We start from the raw sequence: 21,897 nt of genomic DNA on the forward strand, positions 1-21,897 counted from the left end.
GCAGGTTACTCAGCCGCCGCCTCGAACGTGAACTCGATCTCGACGGGGGCGTCGAGCGGCAGCACTGCCACGCCGACGGCCGAGCGCACGTGAATGCCCATGTCGCCGAACACCTTGCCGAGGAAGACCGAGGCGCCGTTGGCGACCCCGGGCTGGCCGGTGAACGAGGGGTCCGAAGCGACGAATGCCGTGACCTTGACCACCTGGGTGATCTTGTCGAGCGAGCCGAGCACGCCGCGGGCGGCCGCCAGGCCGTTCAGGGCGCAGAGGCGCGCGAGCTCCTCCGCCTGCTCGGGCGACACGAGGCCCTCGCCGATGCCGACCTTGCCGGTCGCGGGCAGCGCGCCGTCCACGAACGGCAGCTGGCCGCTTGTGTGGACGTAGATGCCGTTTCGGGCCGCCGGGACGTAGGCCGCGACGGGTGCTGCGACGCTCGGAACTTCGTAGCCCAGTTCGCGGATGCGATCTTCAATCACTGACATTGCTTAGTGTGCCTCTCTCTTCAGGTATGCGACGTTGCCACCGGCCGGCCCGGCAATGATCTGCACGAGCTCCCAGCCTTGCGCGCCCCAGTTGTTCAAAATCTGCGCCTCGCTATGCAGCAGCAGCGGGGTCACGAAATACTCCCACCGCTGGGCCTCGCCCTGCTGTTGTTCACTCACGTCACATCTCCTTCACCAGTTCGCGCCGAACAACTGGCTCCACACCTCGCTGACCGAGGTGGATTGCCAGTTTTGTCGCCTAGGGTTGAGTCTATGACTGAACAGCCATCGACGCCGTCGCGCGCCCGAAAGCCAGCGGTCCGGACGACGAAGAAGCGTACTGCCGGGGGCGCCCTGGGCGGGATCCTCGGAGCAATCGCCATGAGCGTTGTCGCCGGCCTGCTCGTCACCGCCGCCGTCACGCCGCTCGTCGCCGTGAGCGGGGCCGCCGCCACGTCGGCCATCAGCATCTTCGAGAACCTCCCCGATCACCTCGACCCGGGCAAGCTCGCCGAGCCGTCGACGATCTATGCGCAGCAGTCCGACGGCAACCTCGCGAAGATCGCGCAGTTCTACGCGCAGGATCGTGTCCCCGTCGCCTGGGACCAGATTCCGCAGTACGTGAAAGACGCCGCGGTCGCCGAGGAGGACCCCCGTTTCTACACGCACGGGGGCGTGGATATCTTCGCGACCACCCGCGCGGTGCTCCAGAACCTCGTGGGCTCGAGTCTGTCGGGCGCCTCGACGATCACCATGCAGTACGTGCGCAACGTGCTCGTGCAGGAGGCCGAGTCAATCGCCGACCCCGTCGAGCAGGAGAAGGCGTACGAGAACGCCATGCGCCAGGACGCAGATCGCAAGCTCAAGGAGATGAAGTACGCGATCAGCATCGAGAAGAAGAGTTCGAAGGATGAGATCCTCCTCGGCTACCTGAACATCGCCCTGTTCGGCCGCCAGATCTACGGCATCCAGTCCGCCGCGCAGTACTACTACGGCAAGGAAGCGAAGGACCTGACGCTCGCCGAGTCAGCCAGCCTTGTCGCGATCGTCAACAACCCGTCAAAGCTGCAGATCGATATCCCGGACAACATCCCGGCGAACACCGAGCGCCGCGACAAGATCCTCGACTCGATGCTGCGCACCGGCAAGATCACCGAGGCACAGCACGCAGAGGCTGTCGCCACCGTGGTGACCCCCGTGATCACGCCGAAGGTCGCCGGCTGCACCACCGCCGCGATGGGCCTCGGCCAGTTCTGCAAGTACGTCCAGCTGCAGATCCAGAACGACCCGGCATTCGGCAACACCGCCGAGGAGCGGATGTTCAACTTCCAGCGCGGTGGCTACAACATCGTCACGACGATCGACCTCGACATGCAGGCCTCCGGCCAGGACGCGGTGAGTAGCACGATCCCCGCGGTCATGGACGGCATCGACGTCGGCGCAGCGGGCGTAAGCACCGAGGTCGGCACGGGCAAGATCCGCGCGATGGTGCAGAACCGCGCCTTCAGTGAGGACCCTGAAAAACTCGCGTCTGACCCGACGCTCACGAGCATCAACTACAACACCGACTTCGAGTACGGTGGATCCTCCGGGTTCCAGGTCGCGTCTACGTTTAAGCCGTTCACTCTCGCCGAGTGGATCCGCACGGGCCACTCCGTCCGCGACATCGTGAATGTCAACGGCCGAACCGAAAAGTACCAGAATTTCCGCGCCCAGTGCCTGCCCGAGGGCGTCTACGGCTACGGGACCTGGAAGTTTGAGAACGACAACAACGGCACACGGGGCAACCAACCCGTACTCACCGCGATCTCGCAGTCGGTCAATGGCGGCCTCGTGTCAATGCAGCAGAAGATGGACCTCTGCGACACCATCGATCTGGCCGAAAAGATGGGCGTGCATCGGGCATCGAAGCAAACCAATCCGGAGATGGGCAACTTCGGCACCACCGATCTCTCGATCACGCCGTCGAATGTTTACAGTGGCGTCGATGAAATCGCGCCGCTCACCATGGCGCTCGCCTACGGCGGATTCGCCGGAAACGGCACCGTCTGCACCCCCACGGCAATCGAGCGCATCACTGACACCGACGGGAACGAAGTACCGTTCACCGCGCCTAAGTGCACGCAGGCCATCGAGCCAGAGGTCGCGGCTGGCGTCGCGTACGCCTTGGAGTACACCGTGAACAACGGCCTCGCACGTCACGCCCGCTCGCCGTTCGGCATCCCGCACATCGGTAAGACCGGCACGAGTGATGACGTCGTCGACAACTGGACGGTGGGCGGCAGCTCGAAGGTCACCACCGCGGTCTGGGTCGGTAACGTCACCGGCAAGGTGTCCACCAGGTTCTTCGGGAATCTCATGGTCGCCGACCAGAGGATCTGGCCCGCGCTGATGAACGTCGCCGACCAGAAGTACGGCGGCGACGCCTTCCCCGAGCCGAACGCTGCCGCACTCAAGACGACCATGCAGTCCGTCCCAGATACCCGCGGCAAGTCCTACGAGGAGGCCGAAGCGATGCTCTCGGCACTCGGCTTCAGTGCGGTGGACGGCGGCGAGGCCGACTCCGAGCAGCCCGCCGGCACGGTCGCACGCACCGATCCCGACGGCGGCGGCCAGGCCCCCGCCGGCTCCGGCATCACGATCTACCGCAGCAACGGCAGCATGTCGGCGGTGCCCGACCTGGGTGGCGGCACTGGCAACGACGCGCGCACACGGTTGCAAGACGCTGGCTTCAGCGCCACCGCGTTCGTCTGCGCTCCGGGAAACAACTCCGGCAATCCGGGCAGCAAGCCGTTCGTGAGTTCGAGCCCGGCAGCCGGCGAGATCGCCAAGCGCAGCAGCCAGGTCACGATCACCGTCGACTGCGCGTAGTCACGTGAGCCACACATCAGGACGCGGGTTCGCGGTCGCCCTCGGGGCGGCCGCGGCCGGCGTCGTGGTGTGGTCCACGATCATCGAGCGCCAGCTGTTCACGGTGCGTCGGCACACCCTGCCACTGCTTCCGGCGGGCACTGCCCCGGTCCGGATCCTGCAGCTGTCGGATCTGCATCTCGCACCCTGGCAGAACGGGAAGATTGACTGGGTGCGCTCGCTCGCCGAGCTGCGTCCCGACCTCGTCGTGCTCACGGGCGACCTGCTTGGCCACCTCGACGCGATCCCCGCCCTTGAGCGCGCGCTGCGCCCGTTTGCCGAGCTCGGCATCCCGGGTGTCTTCGTACACGGCTCGAACGACTACTACGGCCCGATCGCGAAGAACCCGATGCGCTATCTCCGCGAGCCGAGCCGAAAGAGCACGCGCCACCCCGACATCGACAACGCGCGGCTCACCCGCATGCTGTCCGATGAGCTCGGCTTCACGGGCCTCAACAACGATGCGACGTCGCTCGAACTGCGCGGCCAGCGCTTCGAGCTGTTCGGCATGAACGACCCGCACATCGGGTACGACGACGCCGCGAAGATGCGTAGCGCCCTCGACCACACACGCGCACAGCACGAGTCAGCGGACGGGCCCGCACCCACCCGCATCGGCGTCGTCCACGCCCCCTATCAGGCGCCCCTCGGCGCACTGCTCGCAGGCGGCGCGGAGCTGATCCTGGCAGGCCACACGCACGGCGGCCAGGTGCGCGTGCCCGGCCTCGGGGCCCTCACCGCGAACTGCGACCTCCCGGTCAGCCAGGCGCGCGGGCTCAGCGTCTGGTACGACGCTCACCGCGCCGCCTTCCTCAACGTGAGCGCCGGCCTCGGCAACTCTATCTATGCGCCCGTGCGCTTCGCGTGCCGCCCCGAGGCCTCCCTGCTGGTGCTCGAGGCGGCGTAGTCTTCTACTTCGCCGTTCGCTCCCGGATAGGGATCGGCCCGGTGACGCTGAGTTCGTCCTCCCAGCACTCGATGCCGGTCACGCCCGGCAGCCGGTCGCGCGTGAAGACCGGGTTCAGCCCGGCCCTGCGCTGCTCAGAGTAGTCGCGCATGAGCTTGAAGACGAGGCCCGACAAGAGCCCGATCGCGATCAGGTTCACGAGCGCCATAATGCCCATGATGCCGTCGGCCGTGTTCCAGATCAGGTCCGCCGAGGCGATCGAGCCGAAGAAAATCGAGGCGACCGCGAGCACACGGTACCCGAGCAGCACGCGCCGCCCCGTCGAAATGAACTCGATGTTGGACTCGCCGTAGTAGTAGTTGCCCAGGATCGAGCTAAATGCCAGCAAGAAGATGATGACGCTGAGCAGAATGTTCGACCAGGGCCCGAGGTTGCCCACGATCGCGTTCTGGGTGAGCCCGATGCCACGCGTGGCGCCGGCGAGATCCGGGGTAGAGACCAGGATGATGAAGGCGGTGATGCTGCAGATCAGGAACGTGTCGAAGTAGACGCCGAGCGTCTGGACGAGGCCCTGCTTCACCGGGTGGGTCACCGCGGCGCTCGCGCCGGCGTTCGGCGCGGACCCGAGGCCCGCCTCGTTCGAGAACATGCCGCGCTTCACACCCGTCATCAGGATCATGCCGAAGGTCGCACCGACGACCTCGTTGAACCCGAACGCCTCCGTGTAGATCGAGGCGAACACCTCAGGGAGCTTGTCGAGGTTCATGAACACGATCACGAGGCCGAGCAGCAGGTAGAGCAACGCCATCGCCGGGACGACCGCCTGCGTGACGCTCGCGATCCGACGCACGCCGCCGAACACCACGAGCGCGGTGAGCACGGCAAGCACCGCGCCGACGACCCACGGGATCCACCCGATGTCGCCACCGATGCTCGAGGAGACCGTCGCGCTGATCGTATTGGCCTGCAGCGAGCTGAACGCGAAGGGGAAGCAGACGATCAGGATCCCGGCAAAGAGCGTTCCCATCCAGCGTGACTTCAGGCCGTGCAGCATGTAGTACGCCGGGCCACCGCGGAAGCCTGAGGCATCCTTGACCTTAAACAGCTGGCCGAGCGTGGACTCGACAAAGCTCGAGGCGCCCCCGATGAACGCCATCGTCCACATCCAGAAGATGGCGCCCGGGCCACCGATCGCGATCGCCGTGCCGACGCCGGCGATGTTGCCCACGCCCACCCGCGAAGCTGCGGAGATCGTGAACGCTTGAAAGGCGGAAACCGACTGCGGGGAGCCGTCGTCGTTGGTCGGCGTCTTGTCGAGCAGGGTGCGAATCATCTCGGGGAACCAGCGGAACTGGACGACGCCCGATCGGATCGTGAAGTAGAGGCCGAGAATAACGAGGACGGGCAGCACAGCCCAGGTCCAGAGCTTGTCGCCGCCGGCGAGCACGAGTTCGTTGAGCGTATCCACGGCTTCAGTATGTCAGCGGCGCGTTAGCCAGGGAAGCGGTCGGCGTTCCTCGCGGTCATGAGGCGCAGCCAGAGCCACAGCCTGGTCGCCGGGTCTTCGAGGCGGATCCCGAGCTCGGCGCCGAGCCGATCCATCCGGTATCGGACGGTGTTCTGGTGCACCCGCAGCCGCTCAGCCGTCTCACGGATGCTGCCCTGAGCGTCGAGGTAGACGGCAAGCGTCGCCTCGTACTCGGTGTCGTGGCGCGCGTCGTAGCGGCGGATGCGCTCGAGCTCGTCCGCCGCGGTGAGGCCCTGATTCGCCAGGAACTCCCCCACTCGCGCGAGTCCCAGCTCGACGCGCACCTCATCGAACGTCGCGGTGCGCCGGGAGCGAGCGTGGGCGTGATCAGAGTGCATCGGCTGCAGCATGACGCGGTAGGTGCTCAGCGCCTCCCGGTATGACCGCGCGATCTCGGGCACCGTCCCCGCTTGTCCACCGATCCCGGCGCGCACCGCGCCGCTGGACGCCTGCGCCACCCCCTCCGCGAATGCGCGCACCGCATCGGTGTCGTCGCTCGCCACGAGTGCCACCGTCACGCCGCCTATCAGCGCACAGCGAGACCAGCCGAAGTTCACGCTCGCACTCACCTCGGCGACGTGCAGGAGCTGTTGATGCTGGCGCACCGGGTTGCTCGACGGCCCCTCGTCGAGCCCGAAGCAGACCACGGCATGCGCCCGGCCAGGTCCGATGGCGAGTTCGTCGGCCGCCTGCAGCGCAAAGCCCTCGTCCGCAAACAGCGCCCGCAGCAAGTCCGAGCTGCGGCGCTCTTTCGATGTCGCGGTCGTGCGCGAGTGCGCCATGTGCAGCGCGACCAGCGGTTCGACCGATTCCAGCAGGGCCGCGGTCTCGCGCCACGTCGCGTCCTCGACCTGGATCACCCAGACGGTGCCGAGCATCTCGCCAGCGCTGCGCACCGCGATCGCGACGCGGCCGAAGTGATCGCCGATTCCCGCGAAGTACGCCGCACCCGCGGTCCGGGTCAACCTCCGGTAGTCCTCGTCTCGCGAGGGGTGCACGAGCTCCTCGAGCGCGAGGGTCGACGCACGACGCACCTCGTCGATCGGGTGGCCCGCGTGGGTGGAGTATCCGAGCACTCGCCCCGGCACGTCGACGATGCTGACCGCGCCGTCCAAGAGCGCGGAGAGCGTATTCGCAAGCCCAAAGAGGTCCCCGATCGGGATCCCGGTGGCGACCTTCGAGGAATAGGCAGTGTTCGCCGCTCGCAACAACTGGGCAAGCTGGACCCAGTCGGTGTCCGCCCGCACCACGACGAGCGCGAGACCGGCAGGATCTTGCTGCTCGAGTGTCGCTCCCACGGACCGCTCGGGGTCGTCGCGGACAATCAGGGCCGCGGCGCCGGCTGCGGCGATCTCGAGGACGGACGATGCGAAGCCCGGGTCGCCGGGGCGCAGCCCGAGCCCGAGCACCACCTGGTCGCGGTAGCTTTCCTGGGAAGAAGGCGCCTCCGCCAGCACCACACCGGCGCAGCGCCGCGCGCGCTGCCCGTCGTCGACGAGCGCCCGGACCATCGCGGGCTCAATCTGGTCAAGCAAGTCCCCGAGATTCGCCTCGTCCCGAGCGCCCGTGTGGCCAGTCATTGGAGGATTCTACGGGACTCTTCGTGTAGGTTCAAAGTATTCTCCATGGGATTCCGACCCGGTTCCGCGCAGAATCGACCCATTAGTCGATCACCAGGAGAGTAATGAAGCTCAAGGACCTACTCCAGCTCGCGCAGCAGCCGCCCCGCCCGACCACTCCGGCCGAGCGCCTCGCGAAGCGCTACCTCAATGTCGAAGACATGCGAAAGGCCGCTGGTCGCCGGTTGCCCGGAAGTATTTTCGACTACATCGAGGGCGGGGGTGAGGACGAGTCCTCGCTGCGCCGCAACCGCGACGCCTTTGGCGAATGGGCGCTCGTCCCCTTCTGGGGCGGCGTACAGGGCCCCGACCTGTCGACCACGATTCTCGGTGAGACCAGCACACTGCCCATGACACTCTCGCCCACCGGCGGCACCCGCCTCTTCCACCCACAGGGCGAAGTCGCCGTCGCGCGCGCCGCGGCGAAGGTCGGCCTCCCCTACGGCCTCGCGCACCTGAGCACCACGACGCTCGAGGACGTCGCGGAAGCGGCCCCGAGCGGCCGGCGCTGGTTCAACATGGAGCTCGTGACCGACCCGGTCGAGCTGCAAGCCATGCTCGATCGCGTCGAGGCGTCGGGCTACGACACCCTGCTCGTGAACCTCGACGTCCGCGACATCGGGCACCGCGAGCGCGACTACCGCAACGGCTTCACCGCGCCGCCGTCGATTCGGCCGAAGTCGGTGGTCGAGGGCGTCTTCCACCCGGGCTGGTCGCTCGGCTTCGTCATGAACGAGGCCATCGCCTTCCCGAACCTCGACTCGGTCCGCCCGACTGGCCCGCTCTCGTCGAGCCCGGACATGTGGCGCACGCTGCTCTCGGGCTCGTACACTCCGACGGATTGGTCGCACCTCGCGGAGCTGCGCCGCCGGTGGAAGGGCAAGATCGTGCTCAAGGGCGTCGTGAGCGCGGCCGACGCTGTGACCGCCATCGAGTACGGCATGGACGGCATTCAGATCAGCAACCACGGTGGCCGCCAGCTGGACCACATGGCCACTCCCCTCGATGTGCTGCCCGAGATCGCCGCCGCAACTGGCGGGCGCATCGAGCTGATCCTGGACGGCGGCGTCCGCCGCGGCACCGACGTCATCAAGGCCCTCGCTCTCGGCGCCCACGCCGTCGCCATTGGCCGCCCATACCTGTACGGCCTCGCCGCCCACGGCCAGGTCGGGGTCGAGCACGTGCTCGAGCTGTTCCGCTCGGAGATCGCCCGGGCGATGCTGCTGCTCGGCTGTTCGAGCATCGAAGAGGTCCGTTCCCGAGGCCCCGAGATCGTGCGCCGCCACGGTCCCGGTCTCGTGCGGGCACCCCAGGCCGTCTAACCCCATTCCTCCATCCCCCACCACACACGTCGAAGGAGACGTTCTCATGAATTCATTCACCCGCAAGACCACCGTCAAACACCGCACGGTGACCCTGCTCGGCGGGATCGCCGCGGCGGCCCTGCTGCTCACCGGCTGCGCGGCGGCCACGTCCGACACCGGCGCGGCCGAAAAGCCTGCCGCCGCGGACGAGCCGACGATGGCCCCCATCGCCGAGGCCGTGGCCCTCGTCCCCGAGGCGCTCGCCGAGAGCGGCACCCTGCGCGTGGCGATCCCCACGAACGAGCCCCCGACCCAGTTCTACCGCGAGGGCACCAAAGACATGACGGGCATCAACCCCGACATGGCCCGCCTCGTCGCCGGCGCCCTCGGACTCGAGATCGACATCGTCGTGAGCAACTTCGACTCGATCATCCCGGGACTTGCCGCCGACCGCTTCGACATGACCGTCTCGTCGATGACGCCGACCGAGGAGCGGATGGAAAGCCTCGACTTCGTCGATTACATGAACATGGGCAGTGCGATCGCCGTTCCCGCCGGAAACCCGGGCGACTTGTCGTTCGACAACCTTTGCGGCAAGCAGGTCGCGGTACTCACCGGCTCCTACCAGCTCACCACCTACGTCCCCAGTCTGGACGAGGCATGCAAGGCTGCGGGCAAGGACGGGCTCACCATCCAACAGTTCCAGGACACCCGTCAGGCCATCAGCGCGCTCGTGAGCGGACGTGCGGATGTGGTCTACGCCGACCAGCCGATCCTCGGCTACGCGGCGACCCAGAACGCCGACATCGAGGTCGCCGAGGTCAACAACCTCGACGCCGTCGCGGTCGGCTCGCCGAACTCCACGACGCTCGTCGATGCGATCGCCGAGGCGATGAAGGTCATCATCGTCTCCCCCGAGTACACGGATGTCCTCGCCACGTACGGCATGGACTCCTCAGCACTCACCGAGGTGCGCGTCAACTTCCCCCAGGGCTAGTCATGACCGCCCGCACTCCCCTCCAGGCAACACCCTCGCACGATGCGACACCGACCACGGTGTCGCGGACGCTGACGAGCCTCGACATCCGCCCACGGCGTCACCCGTGGCGGGTGGCGAGTGCCGTCGCCGTCGGCCTCCTCCTCGTCTTCGCGCTGTTCGACGTCGCCACCAATCAACGTTTCGGCTGGGCGACGGTCGGCGAGTACCTGTTCAACCCGCAGATCCTCCAGGGTGCCTGGCTGACGCTGTTCCTCACCGTCATCTCGATGACCATCGGGATCCTGCTGGGCGCCTGCCTCGCCATCATGCGGCTCTCGTCCAACCCGGTGCTCTCGAATGTGAGCCGCGGCTACATCTGGTTCTTCCGCGGTACCCCGCTGCTCGTGCAGCTCATCTTCTGGTACAACATCGCGGCCCTGTACCCGGTCATCGCGCTGGGGCTGCCGTTCGGCGGGCCGAGCATCGAGCTCGGCTCGGCGAACGTCCTCATCACTCCCCTCGTCGCGGCCCTCCTCGGGCTCTCGCTGAACGAGGCGGCGTACATGGCGGAGATCATTCGCGGCGGCATCTCGTCGATCGACCCGGGTCAGCGTGACGCGGGGCGAGCGATCGGCATGAAGCCGGGGCTCATGATGACCCGCGTGATCCTGCCCCAGGCGATGCGCGTCGTCCTGCCGCCCACCGGCAACCAGGTAATCTCCATGCTCAAGGGCACGTCGCTCGTGAGCGTGCTCGCGATCTCCGACCTGCTCTACTCGGCACAGATCATCTACGCCCTCAACTACAAGACGATTCCCCTCCTGCTCGTCGCGTGTATCTGGTACCTCGCGATGACGACCGTCCTCACCTTCTTCCAGGGCAAGCTTGAGCAGCGCTATGGGCGCGGCTTCCAGCCCCGCAAGCTCGAGAAGCGTTCGGGTGCGCGAGGCAAGGCCGCGGCCCTGGCTGCCTCGGCGCCGGATCCTGTGGCTGAGGCAGAGATTGAGCGAAAGGACCTCGCATGAGCAAGACAATGGTGGAGGTGCGCAACCTCCGGAAGTCCTTCGGGCACGCGACCGTACTACAGGACATCTCGTTGGTCGTCCGCGAGGGCTCGGTGACCTGCCTGATCGGCCCCTCCGGGTCGGGCAAGACCACCCTGCTGCGATGCCTGAACCGGCTGGAAACGCTGGACGCGGGCATCGTGCTCATCGACGGCCAACTCGTCGGGGTCGAGAACAAGGGCGGACGCCTCGTCGAGCAGTCCGAGAGCCAGATCGCGAAGTCGCGGCAGCTCGCGGGCATGGTCTTCCAACGTTTCAACCTGTTCCCGCATCGGACCGTGCTCGAAAACATCATCGAGGGCCCGGTGTATGTGCAGAAGCGCAAACGCGCAGAGGTCCTCCCGGAGGCGATGCGGCTGCTCGAGCAGGTCGGCCTGGCCGACCGCGCGGGCGCCTACCCCCAGGAGCTCTCGGGCGGGCAGCAGCAGCGCGTCGCGATCGCCCGAGCCCTCGCGATGCAGCCGAAGCTGATCCTGTTCGACGAGCCGACCTCCGCGCTCGACCCCGAGCTCGTGGGCGAGGTGCTCGCGGTCATGAAGGATCTCGCGGCGCGCGGCATGACGATGATCGTCGTCACGCACGAACTCGGCTTCGCCCGCGAAGTCAGCGATCAGGTGGTCTTCATGGACGGCGGCCTCGTCGTCGAAACCGGCCCGCCCGAGGAGGTGCTCGTCAACCCGCAGCACGAGCGCACCCGCGAATTTCTCGCGCGGGTGCTCTAGCGGGGCCTCGCCCGCCACAGACCACGGCCCAGGTGCCGCGCGATGCTTCCCTGGAGGGGAGTGTGTCTCGCGCGGCGCCTGGGCCGTCTGTTCGTCTCGTGTGTTTCGGCTACGCCGCGAGCAGCTTGGCGGCGACCAGCTCTGCGATCTGCACCGCGTTGAGCGCCGCGCCCTTGCGCAAGTTGTCGTTCGAGACGAAGAGCGTGAGGCCACGCCCCTCGGGCGCCGACTGGTCCTGACGGATGCGGCCTACGAAGCTCGGATCCTGCCCGGCAGCCTCGAGCGGGGTCGGAACGTCCGAGAGCTCGACGCCCGGGGCGCTCGCGAGCACCTCGCGGGCGCGATCCGGCGTGATGGGGTTCGCGAACTCGGCCGTGATCGAGAGCGAGTGGCCGGTGAACACCGGCACGCGCACGCAGGTGCCGCTCACGCGCAGCTCGGGCAGCTCGAGGATCTTGCGGCTCTCGTTGCGGAGCTTCTGCTCCTCGTCGGTCTCGCCGGAGCCATCATCGACGATGTTGCCGGCCAGCGGCAGGACATCGAACGCGATGGTCTTCGTGTAGACCTCGGGGGCCGGGAAGGTGATGGCCGAGCCGTCGTGCACGAGTGCCTCGATGCCGCCAGCCTCGACCGCTGCGGTGATCTGCCCGGCGAGCTCGCGCGCGCCGGCGAGCCCCGAGCCCGAAACCGCCTGGAACGTGGTGACGATGAGTCGCTCGAGGCCCGCCTCGGCGTCAAGCGCCTTCATGACGGGCATCGCGGCCATCGTGGTGCAGTTCGGGTTCGCGATGATGCCCTTGACTGCCTCGTCGATCGCGTGCGGGTTGACCTCGCTGACCACGAGGGGGACCTCGGGGTCGAGGCGCCAGGCGCTCGAGTTATCGATCACGATCGCGCCAGCCGCGGCGAAGCGCGGGGCGTGCACCTTCGAGGGGCCGCCGCCCGCCGAGAAGAGCGCAATGTCGACGCCGGCCGGGTCGGCAGTCTCGACGTTCTCGACCTCGATCTGCTGGCCCTTGAACTCGATAAAAGTGCCAGCCGAGCGCGGGCTCGAGAAGAAACGAATCGTGTCGACCGGGAAGTCCCGCTCGGTGAGCAGGCGGCGAATGACGGCGCCGACCTGACCGGTGGCGCCGACGACGGCGAGCGTGAGTCCCTGCTGTGCAGCCATGATCTGTGTGTCTCCTTGGTTAGCGGCCGGTGCCGGCGTAGACGACGGCCTCGGCGTCACCGTCGAGCCCGAATGCGGTGTGCAGCACGCGCACTGCCTCGTCGAGCAGGTCGGCGCGGGTCACGACCGAGATGCGGATCTCGGAGGTCGAGATCATCTCAATGTTGATGCCCGCGTCGAACAGGGCGCGAAAGAGCATCGCCGAGACGCCAGCGCTCGTGCGCATGCCGGCGCCGACCACGGCGAGCTTGCCGATCTGGTCGTCGTACTGGAGGTGCTCGAACGCGACGTCCTCGCGCTCGGCCTCGAGCGCATCGATGACCTTCTTGCCGTCGGCAAGTGGCACCGTGAACGAGATGTCAGTGCGATTCGTGTCGGCGGCCGAGACGTTCTGCACGATCATGTCGATGTTCGCCATCGTCTTCGCGACGATCTCGAAAATCTGGGCGGCCTTGCCCGGGACGTCAGGAACTCCACCGACGGTGATCTTGGCCTCGTTCTTCTCGGCCGCGATCCCGGTGATGATCGACTCTTCCACATTGTCTCCCTTCGGGTGCCCGTGCTCCGGGTCATAAACGATGGTGCCCTCGACGTTGGAGAACGACGAGCGAACGTGCAGGGTCACGCCGTGGCGACGCGCGTACTCGACGGCGCGGATGTGCAGCACCTTGGCGCCGGACGCGGCGAGTTCGAGCATCTCTTCACTCGTGATCGAATCGATCTTGCGCGCCGCCTTCACCACGCGCGGATCGGTCGTGAAGATACCGTCGACGTCGGTGTAGATCTCGCAGACGTCGGCACCGAGCGAGGCGGCGAGGGCAACTGCGGTCGTGTCGGATCCGCCGCGGCCGAGCGTCGTAATGTCGCCGGTGCCGCGGTTGAAGCCCTGGAAGCCAGCGACGATCGCGATCGCGCCCTGGTCGAGCGCCTCCCGAACGCGACCCGGGGTCACATCGACGATCTTCGCGGCGCCGTGCGTGGCGTCGGTGATCATGCCGGCCTGGCTGCCGGTGAAGGAGCGGGCTTCGACGCCCATCCCCTTGATGGTCATGGCGAGCAGCGCCATAGAGATGCGCTCGCCCGCGGTGAGCAGCATGTCGAGCTCGCGGGGAGCCGGGATGGGGGTGACCTCGGCGGCGAGGTCAAGCAGCTCGTCCGTCGTATCGCCCATCGCGCTCACGGCGACAACGACCTCGTTGCCCGCGCGGCGGGTCTCAACGATGCGCTTCGCGACGCGCTTGATGCTCTCGGCATCAGAGAGCGAGGAGCCACCGAACTTCTGCACGATCAAGGCCACGTTGACATCCTCCCGGGGTTCTCGGGGTTTCACCCCAGCGTCCACCTTACCGCGGGATATATGCACTTTTCCTTACGGATGGGCGCGACGGGCCTGCGGCGCGGGTTCCGTCTCGAGTTCGGGCACCGGCGACGGGCGCGCTCGCAGGATCCGGACCAGTCTTGGAAATCTATTCCATCGTGCGGCGGCCCTCGAAGGCGCGGCCAAGAGTGACCTCGTCCGCAAACTCGAGGTCGCCGCCGACGGGGAGGCCGGAGGCCAAGCGGGAGACCGGAACCTCGATCGTCTTGAGGAGCCGCGACAGGTACGCCGCGGTGGCCTCGCCCTCGAGGTTCGGGTCGGTCGCGATGATGACCTCGCGGATGTCGCTCTCGCCCAGGCGGCGCATCAGCTGCGCGATCGTCAGGTCATCGGGCCCGATGCCGTCGATGGGGCTGATTGCCCCGCCGAGCACGTGGTACAGGCCGCGGAACTGCCGGGTGCGTTCGACCGCGACGACGTCCTTGGGCTCTTCGACAACGCATATGAGGCCGGGGTCACGGCGGGGGTCGCGGCAGATCGAGCAGCGGACGTCCTCGGTCACATTGCCGCAGACCTCACAGAATCGCACGCGCTCGCGAACGGTCGAGAGCAGTTCGGCGAGGTGGGCCACATCGAAGTTCTGCGTCTGCAGGATGTGGAAGGTGATGCGCTGCGCCGACTTCGGCCCGATGCCGGGGAGGCGACCGAACTCGTCAATGAGATCCTGAACGATTCCGTCGTACATGCGCTACCGCCCCATTCCGCCGTCGCGCGGCACTTCCTCGAGGAACGTCGCCCCGAGCACCTCGCGCACGACCGCCTCACCGTAGCGGGTAAAGCTCGGGCCTGCGCTCGCGGCGGGCGTGCTTGAGGCGGGGGTGCTTGAGGCGGGGGACGATGCCTGGGACGGTGCGGCGGGCGACGCCGCCGCGGCGACTGACGTTTCCGAGGCCGTGGGCGATTCTGGGGGGTGCGGCGGCTCCGGGGCCTCGAACGGGGGCTCCGGCTCTTCGTCAGGTTCAGGTGGCTCGGGAAGATCGTCCGGCCCGGTGAACTCGGTGTTCGTGCCGGGGGCCTGGGCGGCCGAAACCGACTCAGCAGGCGCTTCTGGCGACGCCTCAGCACCTCCGGATGTCGCAGTGTCGACTGCCTGGGTCTCGGCAGGAGCGGACCCGATTGACGAAGCGCCGTGCCCGGCCACCGCGGGCCAGCCTCCGACTGTCGCCGAGGGGGAGCTAGCGGCGCTGCTCGAGGGGTCCTCGGGGGCGGCCGCTGGCGCGGCCAGGTCGGAGAGTGCAGAGGCGCCCGGCGTCGCCGGAGGCGCACCGACAGACAGGTCGGCAGACGATGCCTGGTCAGCGTCTGCCGCCGGGCGGGGCAGGTCGCCGGGTCGGCTGCCGCGGGGGTGGTAGCGGCGGACGGCAATACCGGTCACCGACTCGATCGCCACGGCGAGGGTCGGCTGCGCATCCCCCGAGAGGAATACGTCGCGCTCCGTCTGGGTGTCGAAGGCGATCCCCAGCATGCCGCCTGGCAAGAGCGCCAGCGGGTTCACCGCGCGCGAGGCCAACCAAGCGACGCGGTTGGCGTCGAGCACGCTCTGCAGAATCTGAGCCCAAACGTCCCGGATCTGTTCGATGGTGCCCTCGGGCCCGGCTGTTGAATCAGCGGATGAGGCGTCGCTTGCGGGGTGGGCACGTATCGCCTGCTCGTCTTCCGTCTGCTCCGGCTCGGACGCGTCGGGCTCTGCGCCGGACGGAACCGGCGGTGCAGCCTCCGGCACGGCACGCTCGGGCTCGGGGGGCTCGGACATCGGCTCCGGTGCGGCAGCCGGGGTCGGGGGTTCCGAGAGCAGCGCGCGAGCCGCAGCGGCGGCGGATGCGAAGCTCACCGGTTCGGTGGATGCCACGGCGGCAGGCGCGGGTGCGGACGGCGCGGCAGTGGTCTGCTCGGCAGTGGTCTGCGGACCCGCCGGCGGCGTTGCCTGGACGGCGGGTGCTGCGCGCACGGGCGAGGCGGCCGGTGTGCCCGCGGCGGGCGCCGCGGCGCCGCGATCCTGCGCGTGAGCCTGGCCCGTGGCGGGACGCGGCGTCGCCTGCCGTGCAGCAGCGGCAGGAGCGGCAGTCGCCGGCACCGTATCGGCCGAGACGAGCGCTCGCGCCACCATGAGTTCAAGGTGCAGTCGGGGGGCAGTGGCGCCCCGCATGCGATCGAGGCCGGCAGCGATCGTGTCGGCGACGCGGGACAGTTCCCCGTGGCTGAACAGCTGCGACTGCTCGAACATGCGGCGCAGCTGGTCCTCGGGGACCCCGCGGAACACCGCGGCAGCGCCGTCGACGTTGGTCGCGCCGATCACGATGAGGTCGCGGAAGCGCTCCAGCAGGTCTTCGACGAACCGCTGCGGGTCCTGTCCGGTCTGCACCACGCGGTCGACCGCACTGAACGCCGCCGCCGCATCGTGGGCGCCAAACGCTGCGACTGCCTCGTCGAGCAGGTCCTCGTGGGTGAAGCCGAGCAGGCCCACCGCGCGTTCGTAGTCGACGGTGTCGCCCTCGGAACCGGCGATCAGCTGGTCCAAGATCGACAGCGTGTCACGGGCTGACCCGCCGCCGGCGCGCACGACGAGCGGCAGGACGCCGGTCGCGACGCCCACCCCTTCGCTCTCGCACAGCGTCTGCACGTAGTCGAGCAGCGCGGCGGGCGGGATGAGTCGGAACGGATAGTGGTGGGTGCGCGAGCGGATCGTGCCAATGACCTTGTCGGGCTCGGTCGTCGCGAACACAAACTTCACGTGCTCCGGCGGTTCCTCCACGATCTTGAGCAGGGCGTTGAAGCCCTCCTTCGTGACCATGTGGGCCTCATCAATGATGAAGATCTTGAAGCGGTCGCGGGCCGGGGCGAAGACCGCACGTTCACGCAGGTCGCGCGCGTCGTCGACGCCACCGTGGCTCGCCGCGTCAATTTCGATCACGTCGAGCGATCCGCCGCCGTCCCGGCTCAGCTCGACGCAGCTGGGGCACGTGCCGCAGGGGGTGTCGGTGGGGCCCTCGGCGCAGTTCAGGCAGCGCGCCAGAATGCGGGCCGACGTCGTCTTTCCACAGCCGCGCGGACCGCTAAAAAGGTATGCGTGACCGACGCGCCCCGTCCGGAGCGCGGTCATCAAGGGATCCGTGACCTGTGACTGTCCGATCATCTCGGAGAAGGTCTCGGGCCGATAGCGTCTGTACAGTGCGGTGACCACGACCCCATGCTAGCGGCGACCACCGACAGCGAACCCGGCAGTTCACACCGGGCACGAGTTACCGCAGCGCGTCGAGCGTCTGGGTCGCGATCTCTCGCTCCTCGTCCGTCGGGACGACGAGGACCTCCACCCGCGACTCGGGCGTGCTGATTCGCCGCACTCCCCCGCCGGAAACGGTATTGAGGGCGGGGTCGATCGCGATACCGAACCACTCAAGGCCAGCGATCACGTCCGCTCGCAGCACGGCAAGGTTCTCCCCGATTCCCGCGGTAAACAGGATCGCGTCTGCGCCGCCGAGCTCGACCAGGTACGCACCGAGGTAGTGCCGGATCCGATGCACCGTAACGTCGTACGCGAGCTGAGCGTCCGCGTCCCCGGCCTCGGCGGCCGAGCGCACGTCGCGCATGTCGCCCGACCCGGCGAGCCCGTAGAGGCCCGAGCGCGCGTTGAGCAAAGTATCAAGTTCATCGACCCCGAACCCGCCCTCTCGCGCGAGGTGGAAGAGGACCGACGGGTCGATGTCCCCCGAGCGCGTGCCCATCACGAGCCCCTGCAACGGGGTCAACCCCATCGAAGTGTCCACCGAGCGCCCGCCGTCGATGGCGCACATCGAGGCGCCATTGCCGAGGTGCAGCACGATCTGTTTGAGCTCCTCGGTGGGCCGGCCGAGGAACTCGGCGGCGCGACGCGAGACAAACGCGTGCGAGGTGCCGTGGAACCCGTATCGGCGCACGCCGTACTCGCGGGCCACCTCGCGGTCGATGGCGTAGGTATATGCCGCTGGACTCATGCTCTGGTGAAATGCCGTGTCGAACACCGCGACGTGCGGGATATCCGGGAAGGCCGCACGCGCGGCGACGATCGCCTGGTGTTCGCCCGGGTTGTGCAGCGGCGCCAGCACTGAAAGCTCGCTGATGCGATCCGCCACCGCGTCGTCGATAATCGTCGGCTCGAAGAAGTCGCTTCCGCCCTGCACCACGCGATGTCCGACAGCGGTCAGCTCGTCGAGCGAGACGCCCGCCCGCGCGAAGGTGGCGAGCATGGCGGCAAATCCGGTCGCGTGGTCCGGAATCGGCGCCTCCCACTCCCACTCGACGCCACTGCCCGGGGCGCCGCGATGCTGGAGGTGACCGGAAGGTTCACCAATACGTTCGACGAGGCCCGTCGCGAGACGACCGCCGTGATCCGGGTCAATCAGCTGATACTTGAACGAGGACGAGCCGCCATTCACCACGAGCACGAGACTCATGCGGGTGTCCCCTCGCTCCGCGCGAGCCCGGCCTGCACCGCGGTGATCGCGACCGTGTTCACGATGTCCTCGACCGTGGCCCCGCGGGACAGGTCGTTCACGGGTCGATTCAGACCTTGCAGCACGGGTCCGACCGCCACGGCGCCCGCCGAACGCTGCACCGCTTTGTAGGTGTTGTTTCCGGTATTCAGGTCGGGGAATATGAAGACCGTTGCGCGGCCGGCCACGGGCGACCCGGGCAGCTTTGACGCGCCAATCTCGGGGTCGCTCGCCGCGTCGTACTGCATCGGCCCGTCGACCAAGAGCGCTGGCCTGCGCTCACGCACGAGCGCGGTCGCACGGCGCACGCGGTCGACCTCGGCCCCGCTGCCGGAGGATCCCGTCGAGTACGAAAGCATCGCGACGCGAGCCTCTACGCCAAACTGCGCGGCCGTCTCGGCGGACGAGATCGCAATGTCGGCGAGCTGTTCCGCGGTCGGGTTTGGGTTGACGGCGCAATCGCCATAGACGAGCACCCGGTCCTCGAGCAGCATGAAGAACACGCTCGAGACCACGGAGACCCCCGGCCGGGTGCGGATGATCTCGAAACTGGGCTTGATGGTGTGCGCGGTCGTGTTCGCGGCGCCCGACACCATCCCGTCAGCGAGCCCCAAGTGCACCATCATCGTGCCGAAGTAGCTCACGTCCGTGACGCGGTCGCGGGCCGCCTCCAGCGTCACGCCCTTGTGTGCCCGGATGCGCGCGTACTCCTCGGCGAAGCGCTCGCGCAGCGGGGACTCGTTCGGGTCGATGACGTCGGCAGCGTCCAGGTCCAGCCCCAACTCGCCCGCGCGCTGGCGCACCAGCGCGGGCTTCCCAAGAATGGTCAGTCGAACGGTACCCCGCGACAACAGCGTGCTCGCGGCGCGCAGGACCCGGTCGTCCGTCCCCTCTGGCAGCACGATGTGCGCGCCGAAGGCGGCGGCCCGCTCGAAGAGTTCGTAGGCAAACATTACCGGCGTCACGACGCCGCCGGCGTACACGCTCAGCCGGGAGCGTAGCTCGGCGACGTCGACGTTCGCGCGGAACAGCGCGATCACCGTGTCGATCTTCCGCTGCGAGCCGGGCGTGAGCAGCCCCCTGGCGCGGACGATGCGCTGCGCGGTGTCGAAGGTGCCCAGCGCGGTCCGGATGATCGGCAGCCGCGAGTCGATGCCGTCGAGCAGTCGTTCGACGTCGGGCGAAAGCGCGAAATCGCCGTTCAGCACCACTGCCGCGAGTGTTGGGAAGGTCGCCGCCTCGTGCGCCATGACGACGGCGAGCAAGGTCTCGGCGCGGTCGGCGGCGACCACGATCGCGGCGCCCTCGATCAGACGGGGCAGCACGTGCTCCATTGACATACCCGCGATCACGACACCGGGAACCTCGCGGCTCAGCAGCGCTTCGCTGCCGCGCACCAGGGTGCCCTCGACCGCGTCGAGTACCCCGGCCACGGTGGGCGCGACGAGCAGCACCTGCTCGGGGATCGCCCAAACCGGGGTGCCCGCGGGAAGCGCCGCTCCGACCGCTGAGGTGATCTCCGTGAGGACCCCCGGATCCGCGCGATTTACGAACGCGGCGAGCAGCGTGGCGTGTGCTGCCTCGAGCTGCTGGAGGCCGAGCTCGGCGAGTTGGGCGAGCTCCCCCGCGCTGCGGGCGGCGGACTGCCCGAGCATCTCTGGTCCGTTCTGGGACGAGCGACCGCCCAGCACGAGAAGCACCGGCGCATCGAGATGCGCCGCCACCCGCGCGTTGAAGGCGAGTTCGCTCGGGGCGGCGACATCGGTGAAGTCTGATCCGACAATGACGACGGCGTCGCACTGCGCCTCGAGCGCCTTGTAGCGGGCCACGATCTGCACCATCGCGGCGTCCGGGTCATGTCCGGCTTCCTCGTAGGTCACCCCGACACAGGCCTCATACGGGATCGTGCTGCCGGCGCGCTCCCGCAGGAGCTCGAGCACTCGGTCACGCTCGTTCCCTGAACGGATCAGCGGACGGAAGATCCCGACCAGTGGCACGTCGGCAAGCAGGGCGTCGAGCACCCCGAGCGCCACCGCACTCTTGCCGGTGCGTCCCTCGGCGGATGTCAGATACAAGCTCTTGGCCACGTGTCCAGCTTAGTGAGGGGCAGGGGCGCCCCACCCATCGCCCCCGTCGTGAAACTCCAGCAGAATTGCCTTGGATCAGCAGGATCGGGCAGGATCCTGCCGAACTTCGCTGGAGTGCCGGGGAAAGCGATGCGCGAGCGGACACCCAGTCGTCCCTCACAAGTGGCGCAGTCATTGAGTTCTCCACATTCTCGACCTGAACTCCCGCCAACGAGCGGCGTCACCGGAGGCTGATGTCATGTCTCTCGAACTCGATGTGCGCCACGCGCGCGGCGTGACCCGATCCGCCGACTTGCTCAGCCTGGGATGGAGCGCCCGCAAGATCTCCCGAGCGGTCTGCGCCGGCCGGCTCATCCAACCCAAGCGCGGCTGGGTTGCCCTGCCGGACGCCGACCCGCTGCTCTTGGTCGCGGTGCGGCGGGGAGCCGTAGTAACCTGCATCACCCAGGCGAAACGCCTGGGTCTCTGGGTGCTGGCGGAATCCGAGCCCCACTTTGCCGCGCCGCGCCGCGGCTCAAGGCCCGTGGGCGAAGGATGCGTCATGCACTGGGGTAAGCCCCTCAGCACCCGGGTCCCGGGCGTGCTCGAGGACCCCATAGAAAACGTCCTCGGCCACGTTGCCGACTGCCAACCTTACGAGGCCGCGCTCGTCGTGTGGGACTCAGCCCTCAACCGTGGACTCATCGACAAGCCGACCATTCGGAGGTTTCCGCTTCGTCCCCGCGCACGCAGGCTCCTCGAGGATTGCAGTCCATTGGCGGACTCGGGCCTCGAAACGCTGGTGCGCACTCGCCTGCGATTCCTTCGCCTACGGATCATTGCCCAGGCCTGGGTACTCGGGCACCGCGTCGACTTCCTTATCGGCGAGCGGCTGATCCTGCAGGTCGACGGCGCCCACCACGTCGGGGTGCAGCGCAGCGCGGATATTTTGCACGACGCCCGGCTACGGCTGCAGGGCTACACCGTCTTTCGGGTGAGCTATGGCCAGATCATTGACGACTGGCCCGCGGTTCAGGAGCTGATCGTGCGCGCCGTTGCCCAGGGGCTACACCTCACCGAGGGATAGGGCCTGTGCCCAAAGCTTCAGCGAAACCCGCCAGAATCAGCAAAATCCGGCGGAACTCTGCCGGGATACGCGAAATTGCTGTCCCAACGCACAGACCAGGGGGCCGAGGGCAGCAAAGACCCCCCGCGTACCCAGCAGAGCCCGGCTACCCTTGCTTCGTTTCCGATCTAGGGGAGTTCACCGAGGTGCCGCCACGCGGGGGGCCTTTCTA

Annotated in this window: 17 protein-coding genes and 1 other RNA gene; 7 read left to right on the forward strand and 11 right to left on the reverse strand. The window is 67.8% G+C overall.

Going from position 1 to position 21,897, the window contains the following annotated elements:
- Positions 1-5 precede the first annotated feature (5 nt).
- Positions 6-482, reverse strand: coding sequence for a RidA family protein (locus tag KOE53_RS12405; RefSeq protein ID WP_188046362.1), 477 nt, complete (start codon positions 480-482; stop codon positions 6-8).
- A 3-nt stretch (positions 483-485) separates the two neighbouring features.
- Positions 486-662, reverse strand: a complete 177-nt coding sequence (gene sp36, locus KOE53_RS12410; protein WP_188046361.1) for a Sp36 family protein — start codon at positions 660-662, stop codon at positions 486-488.
- Between the two features lie 93 nt (positions 663-755).
- Between sp36 and KOE53_RS12415 the strand changes: the two genes are divergently transcribed.
- Positions 756-3,353: a transglycosylase domain-containing protein gene (locus tag KOE53_RS12415; RefSeq protein ID WP_188058696.1), complete on the forward strand. Its 2,598-nt coding sequence runs from the start codon at positions 756-758 to the stop codon at positions 3,351-3,353.
- 4 nt (positions 3,354-3,357) lie between these two features.
- Complete coding sequence (locus KOE53_RS12420; RefSeq protein ID WP_188058697.1) at positions 3,358-4,299, forward strand: metallophosphoesterase; 942 nt, start codon at positions 3,358-3,360, stop codon at positions 4,297-4,299.
- A 4-nt stretch (positions 4,300-4,303) separates the two neighbouring features.
- Here the strand turns inward: KOE53_RS12420 and KOE53_RS12425 are convergent, their stop codons facing one another.
- On the reverse strand, positions 4,304-5,767 hold the full coding sequence (locus KOE53_RS12425; protein ID WP_188058698.1) for an alanine/glycine:cation symporter family protein: 1,464 nt from the start codon (positions 5,765-5,767) through the stop codon (positions 4,304-4,306).
- A gap of 23 nt (positions 5,768-5,790) precedes the next feature.
- The gene (locus KOE53_RS12430; protein ID WP_188058699.1) at positions 5,791-7,407 is read right to left on the reverse strand and encodes a PucR family transcriptional regulator; all 1,617 of its coding nucleotides are present in this window, start codon (positions 7,405-7,407) and stop codon (positions 5,791-5,793) included.
- A gap of 104 nt (positions 7,408-7,511) precedes the next feature.
- On the opposite strand from KOE53_RS12430, the gene KOE53_RS12435 reads away from it, so the two are divergent.
- The 4 genes from KOE53_RS12435 to KOE53_RS12450 are packed head-to-tail and all read left to right on the forward strand — an operon-like array spanning position 7,512 to position 11,515.
- Positions 7,512-8,768: an alpha-hydroxy acid oxidase gene (locus KOE53_RS12435; protein WP_188058700.1), complete on the forward strand. Its 1,257-nt coding sequence runs from the start codon at positions 7,512-7,514 to the stop codon at positions 8,766-8,768.
- 46 nt (positions 8,769-8,814) lie between these two features.
- Entirely contained in the window at positions 8,815-9,747 is a 933-nt protein-coding gene (locus tag KOE53_RS12440) for a transporter substrate-binding domain-containing protein (RefSeq protein WP_188058701.1), read from the forward strand.
- A 2-nt stretch (positions 9,748-9,749) separates the two neighbouring features.
- On the forward strand, positions 9,750-10,754 hold the full coding sequence (locus KOE53_RS12445) for an amino acid ABC transporter permease (RefSeq protein WP_188058702.1): 1,005 nt from the start codon (positions 9,750-9,752) through the stop codon (positions 10,752-10,754).
- The gene (locus KOE53_RS12450) at positions 10,751-11,515 is read left to right on the forward strand and encodes an amino acid ABC transporter ATP-binding protein (RefSeq protein WP_285895465.1); all 765 of its coding nucleotides are present in this window, start codon (positions 10,751-10,753) and stop codon (positions 11,513-11,515) included. Before KOE53_RS12445 ends, KOE53_RS12450 begins: the two co-directional genes overlap by 4 nt.
- 109 nt (positions 11,516-11,624) lie before the next feature.
- On the opposite strand, the gene KOE53_RS12455 is transcribed toward KOE53_RS12450, so the two are convergent.
- The 6 genes from KOE53_RS12455 to pta all read right to left on the reverse strand — a co-directional run bounded on the left by KOE53_RS12455 (position 11,625) and on the right by pta (position 20,620).
- Complete coding sequence (locus tag KOE53_RS12455) at positions 11,625-12,686, reverse strand: aspartate-semialdehyde dehydrogenase (protein ID WP_188046353.1); 1,062 nt, start codon at positions 12,684-12,686, stop codon at positions 11,625-11,627.
- A gap of 19 nt (positions 12,687-12,705) precedes the next feature.
- Positions 12,706-13,983 carry an aspartate kinase gene (locus KOE53_RS12460; protein WP_188058703.1) on the reverse strand — a complete coding sequence of 426 codons (1,278 nt, stop codon included), beginning with the start codon at positions 13,981-13,983 and terminating at the stop codon, positions 12,706-12,708.
- A gap of 169 nt (positions 13,984-14,152) precedes the next feature.
- Positions 14,153-14,749, reverse strand: coding sequence for a recombination mediator RecR (gene recR, locus KOE53_RS12465; protein ID WP_188046351.1), 597 nt, complete (start codon positions 14,747-14,749; stop codon positions 14,153-14,155).
- Positions 14,750-14,752: 3 nt separating this feature from the next.
- Positions 14,753-17,245 carry a DNA polymerase III subunit gamma and tau gene (locus KOE53_RS12470; protein ID WP_188058704.1) on the reverse strand — a complete coding sequence of 831 codons (2,493 nt, stop codon included), beginning with the start codon at positions 17,243-17,245 and terminating at the stop codon, positions 14,753-14,755.
- Positions 17,246-17,303: 58 nt separating this feature from the next.
- A complete protein-coding gene (locus KOE53_RS12475; RefSeq protein ID WP_188058705.1) occupies positions 17,304-18,494 on the reverse strand; it encodes an acetate/propionate family kinase in 1,191 nt (396 codons plus the stop codon).
- Positions 18,491-20,620, reverse strand: a complete 2,130-nt coding sequence (gene pta / locus KOE53_RS12480; protein ID WP_188058706.1) for a phosphate acetyltransferase — start codon at positions 20,618-20,620, stop codon at positions 18,491-18,493. Before pta ends, KOE53_RS12475 begins: the two co-directional genes overlap by 4 nt.
- Before the next feature lie 238 nt (positions 20,621-20,858).
- Between pta and KOE53_RS12485 the strand changes: the two genes are divergently transcribed.
- The gene (locus KOE53_RS12485; protein WP_188046347.1) at positions 20,859-21,686 is read left to right on the forward strand and encodes a DUF559 domain-containing protein; all 828 of its coding nucleotides are present in this window, start codon (positions 20,859-20,861) and stop codon (positions 21,684-21,686) included.
- A gap of 111 nt (positions 21,687-21,797) precedes the next feature.
- Here the strand turns inward: KOE53_RS12485 and ffs are convergent.
- Positions 21,798-21,894: signal recognition particle sRNA small type (ffs, locus tag KOE53_RS12490), an RNA gene on the reverse strand.
- Between the last annotated feature and the right edge of the window lie 3 nt (positions 21,895-21,897).

The sequence above is a fragment of the Leucobacter sp. CX87 genome (assembly GCF_018682295.1).
Taxonomy (GTDB): Bacteria; Actinomycetota; Actinomycetes; order Actinomycetales; family Microbacteriaceae; genus Cx-87.